The following is a 14475-nucleotide window of genomic DNA, read 5'->3' as shown; positions in this document are numbered from 1 at the left end:
TTAATTTTAATGAAATTCACCAAATAACTTTGAAGCCTCATTGTAAGCACTTTCAAAACTCATGGGACTCGTATCTGTCGTTACTTTTTGCGATGTGAAATAGGACAATAGCTTCTCTGTGGGCATATTACCCGTTAAATCATCGGTAGCCATGGGACATCCGCCAAAACCTTGAATAGCACCATCAAAACGGCGACAACCTGCTTTGTAAGCCGCATCAATTTTCTCCAACCACTTCTCCGGTGTAGTATGAAGATGGGCGCCAAATTCTATTTTAGGGTATTTTGGAATTAAATTCGAAAATAAATATGAAATCATATCTGGTGTTGAACTTCCTACCGTGTCTGAAAGAGATAAAATTTTGACTCCCATTTGAGCTAATTTTTCAGTCCACTCTCCTACAATTTCAACGCTCCAAGGATCACCGTAAGGATTACCAAATCCCATCGAAAGGTAGGCAACAACTTCCTTATTAGTGCGATCGGCAATTTCAAGGATTTCTTGTAACGTAATTAATGATTCGGCAATTGTCTTATGGGTATTTCGCATTTGGAAATTCTCGGAAATCGAAAAAGGAAATCCTAAATACTGTATTTCAGAATGATTTGAAGCTAAAGTTGCTCCTTGGGTATTTGCAATAATTGCCAATAATTTGCTTTTAGTCTGCGATAGATCAAGTTGTGCCAAAACTTCAGCGGTATCCTGCATTTGCGGAATCGCTTTAGGCGAAACAAAGCTGCCAAAATCTATAGTATCAAAACCTACACGCAATAAAGACTGGATGTAAGTCACTTTTTTTGCCGTAGGAATAAATGGCTTTATGCCTTGCATGGCATCACGTGGACATTCTATAATTTTTATTGGCTCCATAGAAAGCCAAAGATAGAAAAACAATTAAGATTTTAAAATTATGATTTTAAAATTTATAAAATTGATGGTATTACATATTTTGGTACTATTTTGATATTAAAATTTTAGAATTAAACTTGATTTTTAAATTATGAATGAATTATCATAAGTAATCCCTGAGACATTATCAACTCGAGAAAACTGCCGTCTTCAATATGGAGTATTACAATCTTTCTAAAATCTTTTTGTTTATGGCTTTCACCAAAGACGGACCTTCATAAATAAAACCGGTGTACAACTGAACTAAACTTGCTCCGGCATCTAATTTCTCTAGTGCATCGGCGGCGGAATGGATGCCTCCTACTCCAATAATTGGGAAGGCTTTATTACTTTTTTCAGATAAAAAACGGATTACTTCGGTAGAACGTTGTGTTAATGGTTTTCCTGATAACCCACCTATTTCCGTTTTATTATTTGATTGCAATCCTTCGCGAGAAATCGTCGTGTTAGTAGCAATTACGCCTGCAATATTAGTGTCCTGAATTATAGCTATGATGTCAAGCAACTGTTCATCTGTTAAATCAGGAGCAATTTTCAAGAGAATTGGTTTCTGTCTTGGCTTAGCCAAATTTTTATTTTGTAAGGTTTGCAACAAGTGTGTCAACGGTTCCTTGTCTTGCAATGCTCGAAGATTTGGCGTGTTTGGCGAACTCACATTCACCACAAAATAATCAACATAATCATATAATGCATCAAAACAAATTTCGTAATCTGAAGTGGCTTCTTCGTTTGGTGTCAACTTATTTTTACCAATGTTTCCACCTATTAACACCCCTTTATTTTGTTTCAAACGTTCCACCGCTTCTAAAACTCCGCCGTTATTGAAACCCATTCTGTTGATAATTGCACGATCTTCTTTTAAACGAAACAATCGTTTTTTAGGGTTTCCTTCCTGTCCCTTTGGAGTTAGCGTTCCTATTTCGATAAAACCAAAACCAAAATTGGACAATTCTGTATACAATTTGGCATCCTTATCAAACCCTGCTGCAAGTCCAACTGGATTTTTAAATTTCAATCCAAATACTTCCGTTTCTAGTCTTGGGTCATCAATGTCATACATTGATTTGAAAAAGAATGAAAATCCAGGTATTTTTGATAAAAATTGAATCACTGAAAAAGTAAAATAATGAACTTTTTCCGGATCAAACCAAAAAAGTATTGGGCGAATTATTAATTTATACATGTTTATTGTGTTGGTCGTGCAAAAATAGAATTATCTAGTCGATAAATAAATATTTGAAAAATAATTTTAGAAAATCATTTTATAGCTTCAAATATTCTTTTCAAATTAAATTTTTCTAAACTAATTTTTATTTATTTTTAACAGAATCAGTCGGAACAATTACTATTAAAGATTTGGCTGTAAGTACTATCTGTCGATTAAAAATAAAATTTTGATTTGCTTTTTAATATTTAAGTTTAAAAAGCACTTATAAAAATAGTTAAGTTTCAGTAGATCTTTGTCCCTTATCAGACTAAAATAGTGCGACTTGAAAAGACAATACAATAAATGATCAACAAAAATGAATAAAAAAAAATAAATCTGCAAACTGATAATAACGAATATGCTATATTTCAACTTAAAATATTTTACGTTTACAGTTTTATTTTTTCTCGTAGAAATTGCCATCGCTTGGTTTGTTCATGACAACTTTATAAGGCCTTATTTTGGAGATTTTTTAGTGGTCATGCTACTATATAGTTTTCTAAAAGCATTTGTAAACGTTTCGGTATGGCTGGCTGCGAGTCTTGTGTTAGTCTTTGCATTCGCTATTGAAATTGCACAATATTTTAAAACGGTTGAAATACTAGGTTTACAGCACTCTCAAATTGCTACCGCTGTTCTTGGAAGTTCATTTGCGTGGATGGATCTGCTTGCCTATATTCTTGGCATATCATCTATTATCTTTATTGAAAAATGCCGCTTTAAAACCAGATCATAAAATGCGATAATAACTATGAGCTACAGGTAAAATAAGCCTTTTCATACCGCACATTCTTGTAAATAAATCTTACGTTTGTAAGAACATTATATTAAAAAATTTTATTATGATTCAAAAACTATTATCTCCAATTTCCTGGTCCGCAAACGCAACTGCCTGGGCTTCCCTTATTTTACGATTAACACTTGGTTTATTGATGTTAAGTCATGGCATCCCAAAACTGATGAAGTTAGTGAACGGAACGATGGAATTTGGTGATCCAATAGGCATTGGTGTCCCCGCATCATTAGCTTTGACTGTTTTTGCCGAGGTATTATGCTCCTTATTAATCATAGTAGGATTGTGGACCAGGCTAGCGTTAATTCCGCTTATTATTACAATGGCAGTTGCCGTGTTTATTGTTCATATTAATGACGATCTGGGAACAATTGAACCTGCCTTACTGTATTTGCTTTCTTATATTGCGCTCTTTTTAATAGGAAGTGGTGCCTACTCAATGGATACCGTTTTGAAAAGAGAAGTCTGATCAAACTGTTGCAAATTATATATTTTACTTTGGTGCTACTTTAGGCATACTCTTCACACCGTACATTTAAGATTTTACTTATTGTGCAGTTTCATAAAAGCTATAATCTCATCAAATCGATTACTCCAAGGCGAAAAATACTGAAGCACCATTGGAACGTGTTTCTTATTCAAGAATATTGGCGTGACCTTCGGTTGGAAAGGTTTCAAAGCATTTACAAAACGGTTATTCGCAATTTTTATAGAATTATAGGTTTTATTTCCAATATAAATTAAAAAAGGAGGCGTGTTATTATTTAAAAAATAAATTGGCGAAGCATCTTTCCACTGCGCGGGATTTGAGCTCCAAGTAACCAGATAATCGTCTTTTGAAGTGGGTGGATTTTCATCTAAATAATTTTTCATATCCAATCCTGCCGCATCGTTGAGGATGATTCCAGAAATACTGCCGGAATCAATTCCATATTTGGGATTCATAACTGCTAAAGCGCCAAGATGTCCTCCTGCAGAATGACCAGTAACGTAAATGGTATTTGGATTCCCGTTATACTGGCTGATATTCTTTTTTGTCCACTGTATAACAGACACAATTTGACGTGCCATATCATCATAAATTGCGTCCGGACTCAGGGTATAATCCGGAATAACGGTAATTACGCCTTTACGTGCAAAATTCCTTCCTAATAAATCATACGTTCCTTTTCTGCCGCTGTTCCAGTTTCCTCCATGAACAAAGATCAATACCGGCAATTGCGTTGCGCTCGATTTTCTGGGAACAAAAACGTTCAGCTGAGGCATTTTTACCCCGTTTTTTTCCGAAGATTCTAAATAAGAAACATCAGTACTTTTTTTCGCACCACAGTTAACCAGTAGAACCCCAGCCGAAAAAATGATGATTACAAAAGAGAAGCGCATGTTCATTTTATTTTACGAATTCTAAGCTTGAGAAAAAATCGTGTCACAAACCATTTTTAAAAAACACAGTTAAAAATCAGCAAGTACTAAAAACGATTCTATATTTTAATTCTAATTTAAAAAACGGAAAAATAACTCAAAAAAAAGAGGCTGCCTTTCTTCCATTAAACAACCTCACTCCAATTTTTTACTATAGATTACATGAACTGTGACGTCACATATTCAATTAAACTATCATCACTCATTTTATTTGAAGTGCTTTCTTTAGCCTCAACATTTTTGTACTGTGGTGTCTCTTTCAAATATTTAATAAATTGTTCTTGAGTCGTGCCTGAACCAGTAACATGCAATTCGTCAACATTCTGCATGTGCGAGGTGATATTTTTGAATAATTTGTGAAGTAAATCTCTTTCCGCATTATTTGCTGCATTCTCACTTGAATTACTGCCTTGACCGTCTACTTTTTCGTGACCTAACACCACGAAATTACCTGAATCTACACTTTCTCGACCTACAATTGTTGCGTTATGGGAATCCATCCAAACTCCAAATTGTTTTTTACTTTTTACTGACATAATATTTATTTTTTTATTGATACTAATATTGTTGAATAGCTAAAATCTTGCCGTGAAGGATGAAATTTTTTTTCATTAAAAAACAAGCTGCAGTTTCCAATTAGTGGTAGTAAATACCAACATTACTTTTTCGAATAGCAAATGCTAATTTACACTAAATCAGAAAGAAAAGCTACCTAAACCTTTAAATAAATGGTTGTTGGCGTTATTACCGTACTTATTTTATTATCCTAAAATCAGGAAATTAGAATCTATAGTTTCTTAATTTAATCTCGCTTGTTTAGAATAGATCGCAACATTTTATTGCAAAATAATCAAACTACATTTTACAAAATATAACTTTATATCAGTTTAATCGTATATATTTACTTTTAAAATAGGGAAAAGGCTGCCCGTTTATTATTCGCCAAGAAATGGGAACAAGTTGCTGGTTTGTTCCGGTAATATCTCAGATGAATTGCATTCTCAGCAAACAATAAACGGGTGAAGCCAACGGACACAATCTTTAGCAATTAAGGTAATTGGAGAATTTACCGTTACTCTGTATTTATGCAATGACAAAAACAATTCAAATGCGTGCTGTTTTATGAAATATACAACCGTCAGTTGGTGTTTTTAGTGTCCTTAAATCTAAAAGGAATGTTACCCTAAATATTCGTGAAAACTTTTGCGGTAACCCTAAATAAAAATTATATTTGCAATAGTTTAACTTTTACACATAAAATGAAGCCTAACACACAACAATTAAATGACTTAACAATCCAAGTCAGAAGAGATATTCTTCGAATGGTACACGCTGTCAACTCAGGTCACCCAGGTGGTTCTCTAGGTTGTACTGAATTTCTGGTAACCTTATACCAAAATATAATGGAACGCAAAGAAGGTTTTGATATGGACGGTATTGGAGAAGATCTTTTCTTCCTTTCAAACGGACATATTTCTCCTGTGTTCTATAGCGTTTTAGCGAGAAGTGGTTATTTCCCGGTATCGGAATTAGCAACTTTCCGTTTGATCAATTCAAGATTACAAGGTCACCCAACTACTCACGATGGTTTACCTGGGGTGAGAATTGCGTCTGGTTCTCTCGGACAAGGATTATCAATAGGAATTGGTGCTGCCCAAGCTAAAAAATTAAATGGTGACAACCATATTATTTATACGCTTCACGGAGATGGTGAATTACAAGAAGGTCAAAACTGGGAAGCAATTATGTATGCTTCTGCAAAAAAAGTGGACAATCTTATCGCTACAATCGATTTGAACGGAAAACAAATTGACGGAACAACTGACGAAGTTTTACCAATGGGAAGTATCCGTGCTAAATTTGAAGCTTTTGATTGGGATGTTTTAGAAATTGAAAAAGGAAATGATATTGACGCCATTATTGCCGGAATGAACGATGCAAAATCAAGAACTGGAAAAGGAAAACCGGTTTGTGTGTTGTTGCATACTGAAATGGGTAACGGTGTAGATTTTATGATGTACAGTCATGCATGGCACGGTAAAGCGCCAAACGATACACAACTTGAAATTGCTTTAGGTCAAAACTACACGGAAGCCGCAAGCGATTACTAGAATTAAGATTGAAAATTAACGATTTCTGAATGCAGAATTTTTTAATCTTTCAACTTTTTAATCTTTCAATTAAAGCAGAATAATGAAAAAATATACAAATACAGGAAGTAAAGATACTCGTTCGGGTTTTGGAGCGGGAATGACTGAATTAGGTCAAAAGAATGAAAATGTGGTGGCACTTTGCGCGGATTTAATTGGTTCTTTAAAATTTGACGATTTCAAGAAAAATCACCCAGAACGTTTTTTCCAAATTGGAATTGCCGAGGCAAATATGATCGGAATAGCTGCTGGTTTAACTATCGGTGGGAAAATTCCTTTTACTGGAACTTTCGCTAATTTTTCTACAGGAAGAGTGTATGATCAAATCCGTCAATCGGTAGCGTATTCTGAAAAAAATGTGAAAATATGTGCTTCACACGCTGGATTAACATTAGGTGAAGACGGTGCAACGCATCAAATTCTTGAAGACATTGGATTAATGAAAATGTTACCTGGAATGACTGTAATCAATACTTGTGATTACAATCAAACTAAAGCAGCTACATTGGCAATTGCAGATCACCATGGCCCTGTTTATTTGCGTTTTGGTCGTCCAGTTGTACCTAACTTTATGCCAGCTGACGAACCTTTCGTCATCGGGAAAGCAATTGTTTTAAGCGAAGGTTCGGATGTAACAATTATTGCTACAGGACACTTAGTTTGGGAAGCTCTTATCGCTGCTGAAGCATTAGAAGCTAAAGGTATTTCTGCCGAAGTGATCAATATTCACACTATCAAACCATTGGATGAAGAAGCGATTTTGAAATCATTGGCAAAAACAAAATGTATCGTTACTGCTGAAGAACATAATATTATTGGTGGTCTTGGCGAAAGCGTTTCCAGAGTATTAGCATTAAACAGTCCTGCTCCACAAGAGTTTGTTGCTGTAAATGACAGTTTTGGAGAATCTGGAACACCTGAAAAATTAATGGAAAAATACAAATTGAACAATCAAGCAATTGTTGAAGCTGTAGAAAGAGTAATGAAAAGAAAATAAACATTTCATGTTACACCAAAAAAAATCCAGTTCAATTGAACTGGATTTTTTTTGACTTATATTTTTTTAATTGCACTTCACTAAATGTCTTTTTATCCTTGCTGGATCGGTGGTATTTCCATCACAACTAGGAATAGCTGCAAATGGAATCAAAACGCCATTAGCACCAGTAATTTCTGTTCTGGTACTTACACCGTCACCATCATCGTCAGTATCTAAAAAATTAGGAATTCCATCTCCATCTGAATCATCAGGATTCACAACACCTTTTGCTAAAACGCGCATGTAACCATCACCGTTTAGATCTTCTTGAAAATTCATAATTCCATCGCCATCAGAATCAATTCTGTTAACTGCAAATAATTTAAAACTAAAAACTAAAGGAGCATATGCTGGAATGCTAGCACTCCCTGAATTGTAATATCCAAGTCCTGATGGAAGAAACATAATTCCTGCTCCAAAATCTTTATAAGAAACGGTACCATCATCAACATTAGAGGAATAGGTGCCTGATTTAAACTCCGGAAAAGTTTCACCCCATCCTGTTATAGTACTAAATAAACTTAAGAATTGTTGTGGATTCCTAACTTGTTCGAATTGAGTTGCAGTTAAGGTTTCTACTTCAACTATTTTTTGACGAGATAAATAATCTCCTTTGTAGGCAGACAATACCCCGTCAATATTAGACGGTCTCTCTCCCACTCCTTCTCTTAGCACTAAATAATACAACTTATATGTTATATCATGAAGTTTCACCTCTTTGCTCAAAAGTTTAGGAAAAGTGGCGCTATTCAAGTAAGAATAGATAGACGGCTGTGTTCCACCAGTTGGAATTTTTGTAAAAGTAACATCTTGATCATCTGAAAAACCAGGATGACTCAGAACTGATATAGTAAAAGTTTTTAAATATTCTTCAATGTCCGTTAAATCAGTAGCATATTGTACTGCATAGTCCCTTGGTGGCGTGATTTCTGCGGCAGCATCATCTTTTGAACATGAAAATAAAGAGACAGTTGTAATTAATAGAAAAAAATAATACTTAAATTTGTTCATTATAGCTAAATTTTTAAGTGCGCAAGATACAATTTTGATTGATTTTTGTAAACTATTTAACTCCGATTTTAGAAAATTTATGAGAATAGATAAATATTTATGGTGCATGCGATACTATAAAACCCGAAATATGGTTACTGAAGCCTGTAAAAAGAATCATGTAACAGTAAACGGCCTTGTTGCCAAGCCATCAAAGGAAGTTTTTCCTACTGATAAAATCACGTTCCGGAAAGACCAAATTACCCAAATTATAACTGTTCTCGATATTCCAGAGAACCGTGTTGGAGCTAAATTGGTGGATATTTATAGACGAAACGACACTCCATCAGAAGCCTATCAACATTTAGAATTACTGAAATTATCCAAAGAGCATTATCGAAAAAATGGTACAGGAAGACCTACCAAAAAAGATCGAAGAGATATTGATGAATTTGGGAATGAGATTGAAGAGGAGAAAGATGTCGATTAAAAACACCTCTTTATCCCACCCTATTGCTAGAATGTTAACCTTTTAAATTAAAATAATGAGCAAAAACATCATCTTGACAAATCAAGAAATCGAACATAAAATTAAAAGAATCGCATACCAAATCTATGAGACTTTTGTAGATGAGGAAGAAATTGTCATTGCTGGAATTGCGACTAATGGCTTTACTTTTGCGAAAAAAATAGCCGTGGCCCTAGAAACCATTTCTTCTCTAAAAGTTTCGCTTTGTGAAGTGCGGATCAACAAACAAAATCCTGAATTACCTATTTACACTTCCTTATCAAAAGAACAATATGGCAATAAAGGCTTAGTTCTTGTTGATGATGTGTTAAATTCCGGCACTACATTAATCTATGCAGTACGGCATTTTATAGCGGTTCCTTTGAAAAAGTTTAAAACCGCCGTACTTGTGGACCGAAACCACAAAAAATATCCTGTAAAGGCCGACTTTAAAGGCATCTCTCTTTCAACATCATTATTGGAACATGTTCAAGTAGTTTTTGACGAAAATAACGATAATTATGCATATTTAAGCTAATATAGCAACGATGTCGCGTACCGTCTGGTCAATTGTCTTATCATCAACACTCACCTTATATTGCGCTTGATTGTAATAAAAACTTCTATCAAAAAGGTGCTTAGCGATAAACTCTTTCATCTCAGCGTCACTTTTATTTGCAATAAGAGGACGCTTACTGTTATTGAGACGTAACCTGTCAAACAAAGTATCTATTGAAGCTTTTAGATAAATAGACACCACATTATCGCCTTTTAGCAACTCATGATTATTGGCATAACAGGGCGTTCCTCCACCTAAACCTATGATTAGTTGTTCCGGCAAATGCAGCAATTCGATAAAAACTTCATGTTCTAACTTTCTAAAATAAATTTCTCCGTGCTTTTCAAAAATGGTATTTATAGATAAATTTACTTTCTCTTCAATCTTTTTATCTAAATCTACAAAAGGAATTTTGACAATTTTTGATAGCATATTTGCAATTGTGGACTTACCACACCCCATGTATCCTAATAATATAATTTTTTTCATCTGAATAAAACCTTACAAATTAAGGTGTTGAGTAATTTTGTTTAAAAAAGACAAATTTATAATAAAATTGCTTGGAAAACTCCAAAATAAGTCCTTATATTTGCACCCGCATTCAAGGAAAGAATATGACTCGATAGCTCAGTTGGTAGAGCACATCACTTTTAATGATGGGGTCCTGGGTTCGAGCCCCAGTCGGGTCACAAATTTGTGATCAACACATAGTTTTCTTGAAGCATTGACTCGATAGCTCAGTTGGTAGAGCACATCACTTTTAATGATGGGGTCCTGGGTTCGAGCCCCAGTCGGGTCACAAAAGGTCGAGTAATTTATTACTTGGCCTTTTTTTTTAAGGCCACGTGGAGAAACGGTAGACTTGCCAGCTTGAGGGGCTGGTGCTCGCAAGGGCGTGTGGGTTCAAATCCCACCGTGGTCACTTTTAGAACAAAAATAAAACCCTAAGCCTTTATTAATTAAGGTTTTAGGGTTTTGTAGTTTTACAATCTGTATTATTTCTGTATTTTAATATTTTTTACTGCCTGTTAAAGTAAGTTTTTAGCATTAATTTCTTTTTTTTATTTCCTTAAGAATTTCATTTTGAATATTACTCACTTCATCAATTCTAAGCATCCAAGCTCCAAGCCAGCGCATTAAAAAAACTACCCCAATTGTAATCGCTATTACAAATATTGCTCCTAATCCTTCCATAAATTTATTTTTTAGATTTATAAAAATCAAATTTAAAATATTAAAAATCAACAACATTGAGGTTTTCCGTAACGATACTGTTTTAAACTTTTTAACATAAAAAAACCTCCCATTTCTGAAAGGTTTCTACATTGCTGAGAATAAATAAAAATTCTATTTTTTAGTATTGCTCGGGAGTGGTTTTTTATTTTTCTTTTATTTGCTTCAAGGCCTGGAGCAATTCGCTTTTTTTATAAAGAACAGATCCTCCAATCATATAGCCTATGATGGTTTTCTTTTTCCTCCACCTTAAGACGGTATCGATACTTACTCCGAAAAATTCCGCCGTCTGCTCGTTGCTCAATAAAGACTCTTCGTCTTTTGGCTTGACCATAATCTCTAAAATCCCGTTGATAATTTCCTGCTTAAAATCTTTAGGATTCATCTGTATAAACTGAAGTGTTTCCATATTGGGTTTGTGTTTCCGTAAACGATTATATTCTTCAATTGAAATCGTAATTGTTTCCATTACGCAGTAAGTTGATAAGATGAATTATATTTTTTGATAGCCTTTACCCATTTTTGATAAATAAGGGCAGCGAGTTCACTTATTTGTTCGTCTTGCTCTTTGCTATACACTAAGTCACAATAAATGCCCCCTAATATATTATCAAGCTTGTCATCTTTGATTCTCATCACAGATATCGCGTTGTTCATACCGCTGTAATTAAATTCTAAATCAAATTCCTGACCTTGATTTTTAGGATCGAAAATATTTAGAATATCGTACATCTTGCAGCTTAGTCTGGAGAATATGATTGCATCAGTAAGAATTGACACTACTACTTTTGATTTGTCTTTTAAATTTTCCATGTGGTTAGTTTTTTAATGGTTTGTTTGATAATGGTTGGTTTTTTATTGTATGAACTTTATTAAATAAATCGGCAAATAACTTATCAAATGAAGCTTGCTGATCAAGTGTTAATTCAGATTTTCTAATGGTTACAGATGGATGATGAAAATGAGTGTGCGCAGGACCGCTTACTGCATTACCTTGAAATAAGGATTTGATTCTTTGTAGTAGACTACTGTTGTTTGTTTTGGTACCATTTAGTTTGTTTTGCATTTGTATTATGGTTTTAAAATTACACAATAAAAAAAGCCGTTAAACTTTCCCGTTGCAAACACTATATTAATAGGGTTAATAGCACCATTACGAATACTATTGCGGGGGTTTTAACGGCTCGATCTTCAATATTGTAAATCTCGCTGGAGCATAAAAAAACGCCTTAACCGATATGTTGGTTAGGCGGTGAAGCTTAACCCTATTATAATGTTTGCATTTCAAATATACAACAGTTTTATTGATACGAAATACCATTTAAAACAAATCAACTACAAATGAATAAAGATTATTCCAAACGAACATATTTTGTTACATTTTGTTTTAAATACTAACATTATACAACCTCAATACTTTATCTATTAGCCTTCAAAATCGCCCAAACTCCCTTATTATTTGGTTTTAAATTCATTAAAAATCCTTTTTCTATATCTTTATTTTCGTTTATGAATTCTACCAATCCATAAAAATTCATTATCTCTTTACCTAAAATAACCGTTTTGCCTTCAACCATTTGCATGACTTCAAAATCACAAATGTGTTCAAATTCTATCCACTCTGGAAAGAATCTCGCTTTCATAAGTTCAGAATTTACGATATTCCCGTTTTCGGCATATTCATTTTGGCCTGTCAATTTTGTTTTTAATTGGCTGCTGGCTACTGAACTTCCGTAACTGACATAATCAGTTGCATATTTCTTTAATCCTCCACCAAACCACCAAGAGTGACGTAATAAGCAATTGAATGGAGAAAAACGCAAGTTGGTAGCTGATTCAGGATTAAAAACACCTGTAGGTTCTTTCTTGAAATCATCTTTAGTCCGATCGTATTTATTAAACCATAATCTTTGCTCAAATATACCCACGGGGTTTTTAAATAAATCTAACATGAAATTATCAGTGTCATACGGCGTATCTTCGGTATCGTTAAGTGATTTTGGTTTGCGTCTGGCAAATTCCATTCCATAAGAATCAGTGCGATATTTTGAAACTCTCGAATATACTTCTTTCACCCTATTTATTATTGTTGTAAAAGTAGATTTGGTGTTATACTCATCCAATCCCATTGCTTCCTGATAATCACCGCCTTTTTCACTGCCAAATTCTAATCCGGAATAATAGTAGTTTGTTGCCACGGATCTCTTTACGTTTTTAACCTGGAACGGCAGCCTAATTGTCACGTTGTTGTTATAAAAATAAGATAACTCTTCCAGTCTAACACGCTCTTTATTTCCCACGGTTTCAATTCCGATGCCGACATTCCAAACAGCGTCCAATGCAGCCACAGCGTCTTTGAATGAAGTAGTCAATGGTTTGAATAAGTTATCCTCTTTTAACGCATCAGCAGGAGTTGCTGATTTACCAAATGCACGAATCCAAAAACCGTGCGTTATTCCGGTAAGAGATCCTAATCCATCAGCTGCATAACCTAAATCAGTTCTTCCTAAAAAATCAGAGTAAAAAGCTTTTTCTTTATTGGTGCCAATGGTCACTAACCTATCTAATAATTCATGTGCTAAAACTGCTTTAGTTTGTGATTTTTCAAAGAATGAATCTTCGTCAACAGATAATTTACCCGATATGTTCGATAACGTAATATTTAATCTCGCATTATTGCTGAAATTAAAATTTACATTCTGGAAAGCCTCAACCGACAAACTTTCTCCTATATCTAAATCAATATACGCACTGTAGTTTAAAGCAAAATTCCTGTCGTGATTTTCAATCATCTGGCTATAGTTAAAACTAAGTAACGGTATCCTTTCAGGCGTAGCGTAATCGAATCCGCTTTTAAATTTTGTCAGGCTTATTTTAAAATACGTATTTGAATCGTCTTTAATTGCCTGCCTATCTATTTTATAGTTAAATGTAAGTTGATCAATCACCACACGTAGCCTTCTTTTTCTGTCTGAAACCGCAAAAAACATCATACCAGTGTCGCCATTGTCTTTGTTTCCAACACCTCCGTCAAGCACTGTTTGAGCGCTTTCATGTGATTTATTGATAACAGCAAACGGAATTCCAGCGGTTTGACTCCTAATATTTCCAGCATTACTTTCGTTATGTAATTGTAATGAATTATCTGTTTCGGCAACTTCATATTTTGTTTTTAGAAAGATTCTTCGCCCATCCATTGCTACCGTAATTGGCGCTAATGCTGCAATTGATTTACCGTCAATAGTTGTATTACGGTCAATTTCGACTTGCTCCGATTCTCGGGCTTTTAAAAGTTGCTCTAGTCCTCCAGAATTAAATTTAATAGATATTTGATTGTTCTCCGTTTCCCAAGTCGAAAGATCAAGATAACCGGAATAGGACAATGTCCAATCATCCGTTTGAGGGTGTCGTTCCTCGCGCTTCATTTTAATTTCGGCATTGATTCCCTCGATATCATAAATCAATTGAATGTAGTCTTTACCGCTGCCAATAAATTTTGAAGAATTAGAAAATCTTGAAATAATGCCGTGATATTGTTCATGACGTGCCAGTTCTTTTTCGTCATTTGCGTAGCCAATAGGCTCAGTTATTACTAATGAGCCTTGTGATTTATTATACAATGTATATCGTATCCTGTCTGAATATGCTAAATTAAAATTGCTCAT

At 34.4% G+C, this 14475-nt stretch carries 17 protein-coding genes and 3 tRNA genes; 9 read left to right on the top strand and 11 right to left on the bottom strand.

The annotated features are described in order from the left end of the window. Positions 1-6: 6 nt before the first annotated feature. Both ACNQGJ_RS05940 and ACNQGJ_RS05935 read right to left on the bottom strand, forming a co-directional pair. The gene (locus tag ACNQGJ_RS05940; RefSeq protein ID WP_417972150.1) at positions 7-870 is read right to left on the bottom strand and encodes a hydroxymethylglutaryl-CoA lyase; all 864 of its coding nucleotides are present in this window, start codon (positions 868-870) and stop codon (positions 7-9) included. A gap of 202 nt (positions 871-1072) precedes the next feature. Further along, positions 1073-2092, bottom strand: coding sequence for a quinone-dependent dihydroorotate dehydrogenase (locus ACNQGJ_RS05935; RefSeq protein ID WP_417972148.1), 1020 nt, complete (start codon positions 2090-2092; stop codon positions 1073-1075). A 382-nt stretch (positions 2093-2474) separates the two neighbouring features. Between ACNQGJ_RS05935 and ACNQGJ_RS05930 the strand changes: the two genes are divergently transcribed. Both ACNQGJ_RS05930 and ACNQGJ_RS05925 read left to right on the top strand, forming a co-directional pair. Further along, entirely contained in the window at positions 2475-2852 is a 378-nt protein-coding gene (locus ACNQGJ_RS05930; protein WP_417972146.1) for a ribosomal maturation YjgA family protein, read from the top strand. Between the two features lie 106 nt (positions 2853-2958). Continuing rightward, entirely contained in the window at positions 2959-3378 is a 420-nt protein-coding gene (locus ACNQGJ_RS05925) for a DoxX family protein (RefSeq protein WP_417972144.1), read from the top strand. A 74-nt stretch (positions 3379-3452) separates the two neighbouring features. On the opposite strand, the gene ACNQGJ_RS05920 is transcribed toward ACNQGJ_RS05925, so the two are convergent. Together ACNQGJ_RS05920 and ACNQGJ_RS05915 are read right to left on the bottom strand one after the other, a co-directional pair. Further along, positions 3453-4298, bottom strand: coding sequence for an alpha/beta hydrolase (locus tag ACNQGJ_RS05920; protein ID WP_417972142.1), 846 nt, complete (start codon positions 4296-4298; stop codon positions 3453-3455). A 191-nt stretch (positions 4299-4489) separates the two neighbouring features. Then, positions 4490-4867: a hypothetical protein gene (locus tag ACNQGJ_RS05915; RefSeq protein ID WP_417972140.1), complete on the bottom strand. Its 378-nt coding sequence runs from the start codon at positions 4865-4867 to the stop codon at positions 4490-4492. Between the two features lie 723 nt (positions 4868-5590). Between ACNQGJ_RS05915 and ACNQGJ_RS05910 the strand changes: the two genes are divergently transcribed. Beyond that, positions 5591-6442 (top strand): transketolase, encoded by an 852-nt coding sequence (locus ACNQGJ_RS05910; protein ID WP_417972138.1) that lies wholly within the window; start codon positions 5591-5593, stop codon positions 6440-6442. Between the two features lie 82 nt (positions 6443-6524). Next, positions 6525-7478 (top strand): transketolase family protein, encoded by a 954-nt coding sequence (locus tag ACNQGJ_RS05905; protein WP_417972136.1) that lies wholly within the window; start codon positions 6525-6527, stop codon positions 7476-7478. A gap of 66 nt (positions 7479-7544) precedes the next feature. Here the strand turns inward: ACNQGJ_RS05905 and ACNQGJ_RS05900 are convergent, their stop codons facing one another. Continuing rightward, positions 7545-8531, bottom strand: coding sequence for an FKBP-type peptidyl-prolyl cis-trans isomerase (locus ACNQGJ_RS05900; protein WP_417972134.1), 987 nt, complete (start codon positions 8529-8531; stop codon positions 7545-7547). A 79-nt stretch (positions 8532-8610) separates the two neighbouring features. On the opposite strand from ACNQGJ_RS05900, the gene ACNQGJ_RS05895 reads away from it, so the two are divergent. Beyond that, positions 8611-9000 carry an RNA-binding S4 domain-containing protein gene (locus ACNQGJ_RS05895; protein ID WP_417972132.1) on the top strand — a complete coding sequence of 130 codons (390 nt, stop codon included), beginning with the start codon at positions 8611-8613 and terminating at the stop codon, positions 8998-9000. Positions 9001-9055: 55 nt separating this feature from the next. After that, on the top strand, positions 9056-9556 hold the full coding sequence (locus ACNQGJ_RS05890; RefSeq protein ID WP_417972130.1) for a phosphoribosyltransferase domain-containing protein: 501 nt from the start codon (positions 9056-9058) through the stop codon (positions 9554-9556). On the opposite strand, the gene ACNQGJ_RS05885 is transcribed toward ACNQGJ_RS05890, so the two are convergent. Next, positions 9548-10066, bottom strand: coding sequence for a shikimate kinase (locus ACNQGJ_RS05885; protein ID WP_417972128.1), 519 nt, complete (start codon positions 10064-10066; stop codon positions 9548-9550). The genes ACNQGJ_RS05890 and ACNQGJ_RS05885 overlap by 9 nt on opposite strands. Before the next feature lie 127 nt (positions 10067-10193). On the opposite strand from ACNQGJ_RS05885, the gene ACNQGJ_RS05880 reads away from it, so the two are divergent. The 3 genes from ACNQGJ_RS05880 (at position 10194) to ACNQGJ_RS05870 (ending at position 10499) form a co-directional block, all read left to right on the top strand. Then, a tRNA-Lys gene (locus tag ACNQGJ_RS05880) sits at positions 10194-10266 on the top strand. A 37-nt stretch (positions 10267-10303) separates the two neighbouring features. Then, positions 10304-10376, top strand: a tRNA-Lys gene (locus ACNQGJ_RS05875). Between the two features lie 40 nt (positions 10377-10416). After that, positions 10417-10499: transfer RNA gene (locus ACNQGJ_RS05870), tRNA-Leu, on the top strand. A 125-nt stretch (positions 10500-10624) separates the two neighbouring features. On the opposite strand, the gene ACNQGJ_RS05865 is transcribed toward ACNQGJ_RS05870, so the two are convergent. The 5 genes from ACNQGJ_RS05865 to ACNQGJ_RS05845 form a co-directional block, all read right to left on the bottom strand. After that, a complete protein-coding gene (locus ACNQGJ_RS05865; protein ID WP_417972126.1) occupies positions 10625-10771 on the bottom strand; it encodes a hypothetical protein in 147 nt (48 codons plus the stop codon). Positions 10772-10955: 184 nt separating this feature from the next. Continuing rightward, a complete protein-coding gene (locus tag ACNQGJ_RS05860; protein ID WP_417972124.1) occupies positions 10956-11279 on the bottom strand; it encodes a helix-turn-helix domain-containing protein in 324 nt (107 codons plus the stop codon). Further along, positions 11279-11623, bottom strand: coding sequence for a hypothetical protein (locus tag ACNQGJ_RS05855; protein ID WP_417972122.1), 345 nt, complete (start codon positions 11621-11623; stop codon positions 11279-11281). The genes ACNQGJ_RS05860 and ACNQGJ_RS05855 overlap by 1 nt, the downstream gene beginning before the upstream one ends. A gap of 4 nt (positions 11624-11627) precedes the next feature. After that, positions 11628-11876 (bottom strand): hypothetical protein, encoded by a 249-nt coding sequence (locus tag ACNQGJ_RS05850; protein WP_417972120.1) that lies wholly within the window; start codon positions 11874-11876, stop codon positions 11628-11630. A 352-nt stretch (positions 11877-12228) separates the two neighbouring features. Next, on the bottom strand, positions 12229-14475 hold the full coding sequence (locus ACNQGJ_RS05845; RefSeq protein WP_417972118.1) for a hypothetical protein: 2247 nt from the start codon (positions 14473-14475) through the stop codon (positions 12229-12231).

This window comes from Flavobacterium cryophilum (assembly GCF_048286555.1).
Taxonomy (GTDB): Bacteria; Bacteroidota; Bacteroidia; order Flavobacteriales; family Flavobacteriaceae; genus Flavobacterium.
Note: the sequence above shows the minus strand (reverse complement) of the source record. Positions and strands in the feature narration are given on the sequence as shown.

Bases quoted from the DNA above. Each gene is read 5' to 3' on its own strand.
- ACNQGJ_RS05940 (WP_417972150.1), bottom strand. From the start codon at position 870: ATGGAGCCAATAAAAATTATAGAATGTCCACGTGATGCCATGCAAGGC.
- ACNQGJ_RS05900 (WP_417972134.1), bottom strand. From the start codon at position 8,531: ATGAACAAATTTAAGTATTATTTTTTTCTATTAATTACAACTGTCTCT.
- ACNQGJ_RS05890 (WP_417972130.1), top strand. From the start codon at position 9,056: ATGAGCAAAAACATCATCTTGACAAATCAAGAAATCGAACATAAAATT.
- ACNQGJ_RS05885 (WP_417972128.1), bottom strand. From the start codon at position 10,066: ATGAAAAAAATTATATTATTAGGATACATGGGGTGTGGTAAGTCCACA.
- ACNQGJ_RS05925 (WP_417972144.1), top strand. From the start codon at position 2,959: ATGATTCAAAAACTATTATCTCCAATTTCCTGGTCCGCAAACGCAACT.
- ACNQGJ_RS05845 (WP_417972118.1), bottom strand. From the start codon at position 14,475: ATGAGCAATTTTAATTTAGCATATTCAGACAGGATACGATATACATTG.
- ACNQGJ_RS05850 (WP_417972120.1), bottom strand. From the start codon at position 11,876: ATGCAAAACAAACTAAATGGTACCAAAACAAACAACAGTAGTCTACTA.
- ACNQGJ_RS05905 (WP_417972136.1), top strand. From the start codon at position 6,525: ATGAAAAAATATACAAATACAGGAAGTAAAGATACTCGTTCGGGTTTT.
- ACNQGJ_RS05855 (WP_417972122.1), bottom strand. From the start codon at position 11,623: ATGGAAAATTTAAAAGACAAATCAAAAGTAGTAGTGTCAATTCTTACT.
- ACNQGJ_RS05865 (WP_417972126.1), bottom strand. From the start codon at position 10,771: ATGGAAGGATTAGGAGCAATATTTGTAATAGCGATTACAATTGGGGTA.
- ACNQGJ_RS05930 (WP_417972146.1), top strand. From the start codon at position 2,475: ATGCTATATTTCAACTTAAAATATTTTACGTTTACAGTTTTATTTTTT.
- ACNQGJ_RS05935 (WP_417972148.1), bottom strand. From the start codon at position 2,092: ATGTATAAATTAATAATTCGCCCAATACTTTTTTGGTTTGATCCGGAA.
- ACNQGJ_RS05920 (WP_417972142.1), bottom strand. From the start codon at position 4,298: ATGAACATGCGCTTCTCTTTTGTAATCATCATTTTTTCGGCTGGGGTT.
- ACNQGJ_RS05895 (WP_417972132.1), top strand. From the start codon at position 8,611: ATGAGAATAGATAAATATTTATGGTGCATGCGATACTATAAAACCCGA.
- ACNQGJ_RS05910 (WP_417972138.1), top strand. From the start codon at position 5,591: ATGAAGCCTAACACACAACAATTAAATGACTTAACAATCCAAGTCAGA.
- ACNQGJ_RS05860 (WP_417972124.1), bottom strand. From the start codon at position 11,279: ATGGAAACAATTACGATTTCAATTGAAGAATATAATCGTTTACGGAAA.
- ACNQGJ_RS05915 (WP_417972140.1), bottom strand. From the start codon at position 4,867: ATGTCAGTAAAAAGTAAAAAACAATTTGGAGTTTGGATGGATTCCCAT.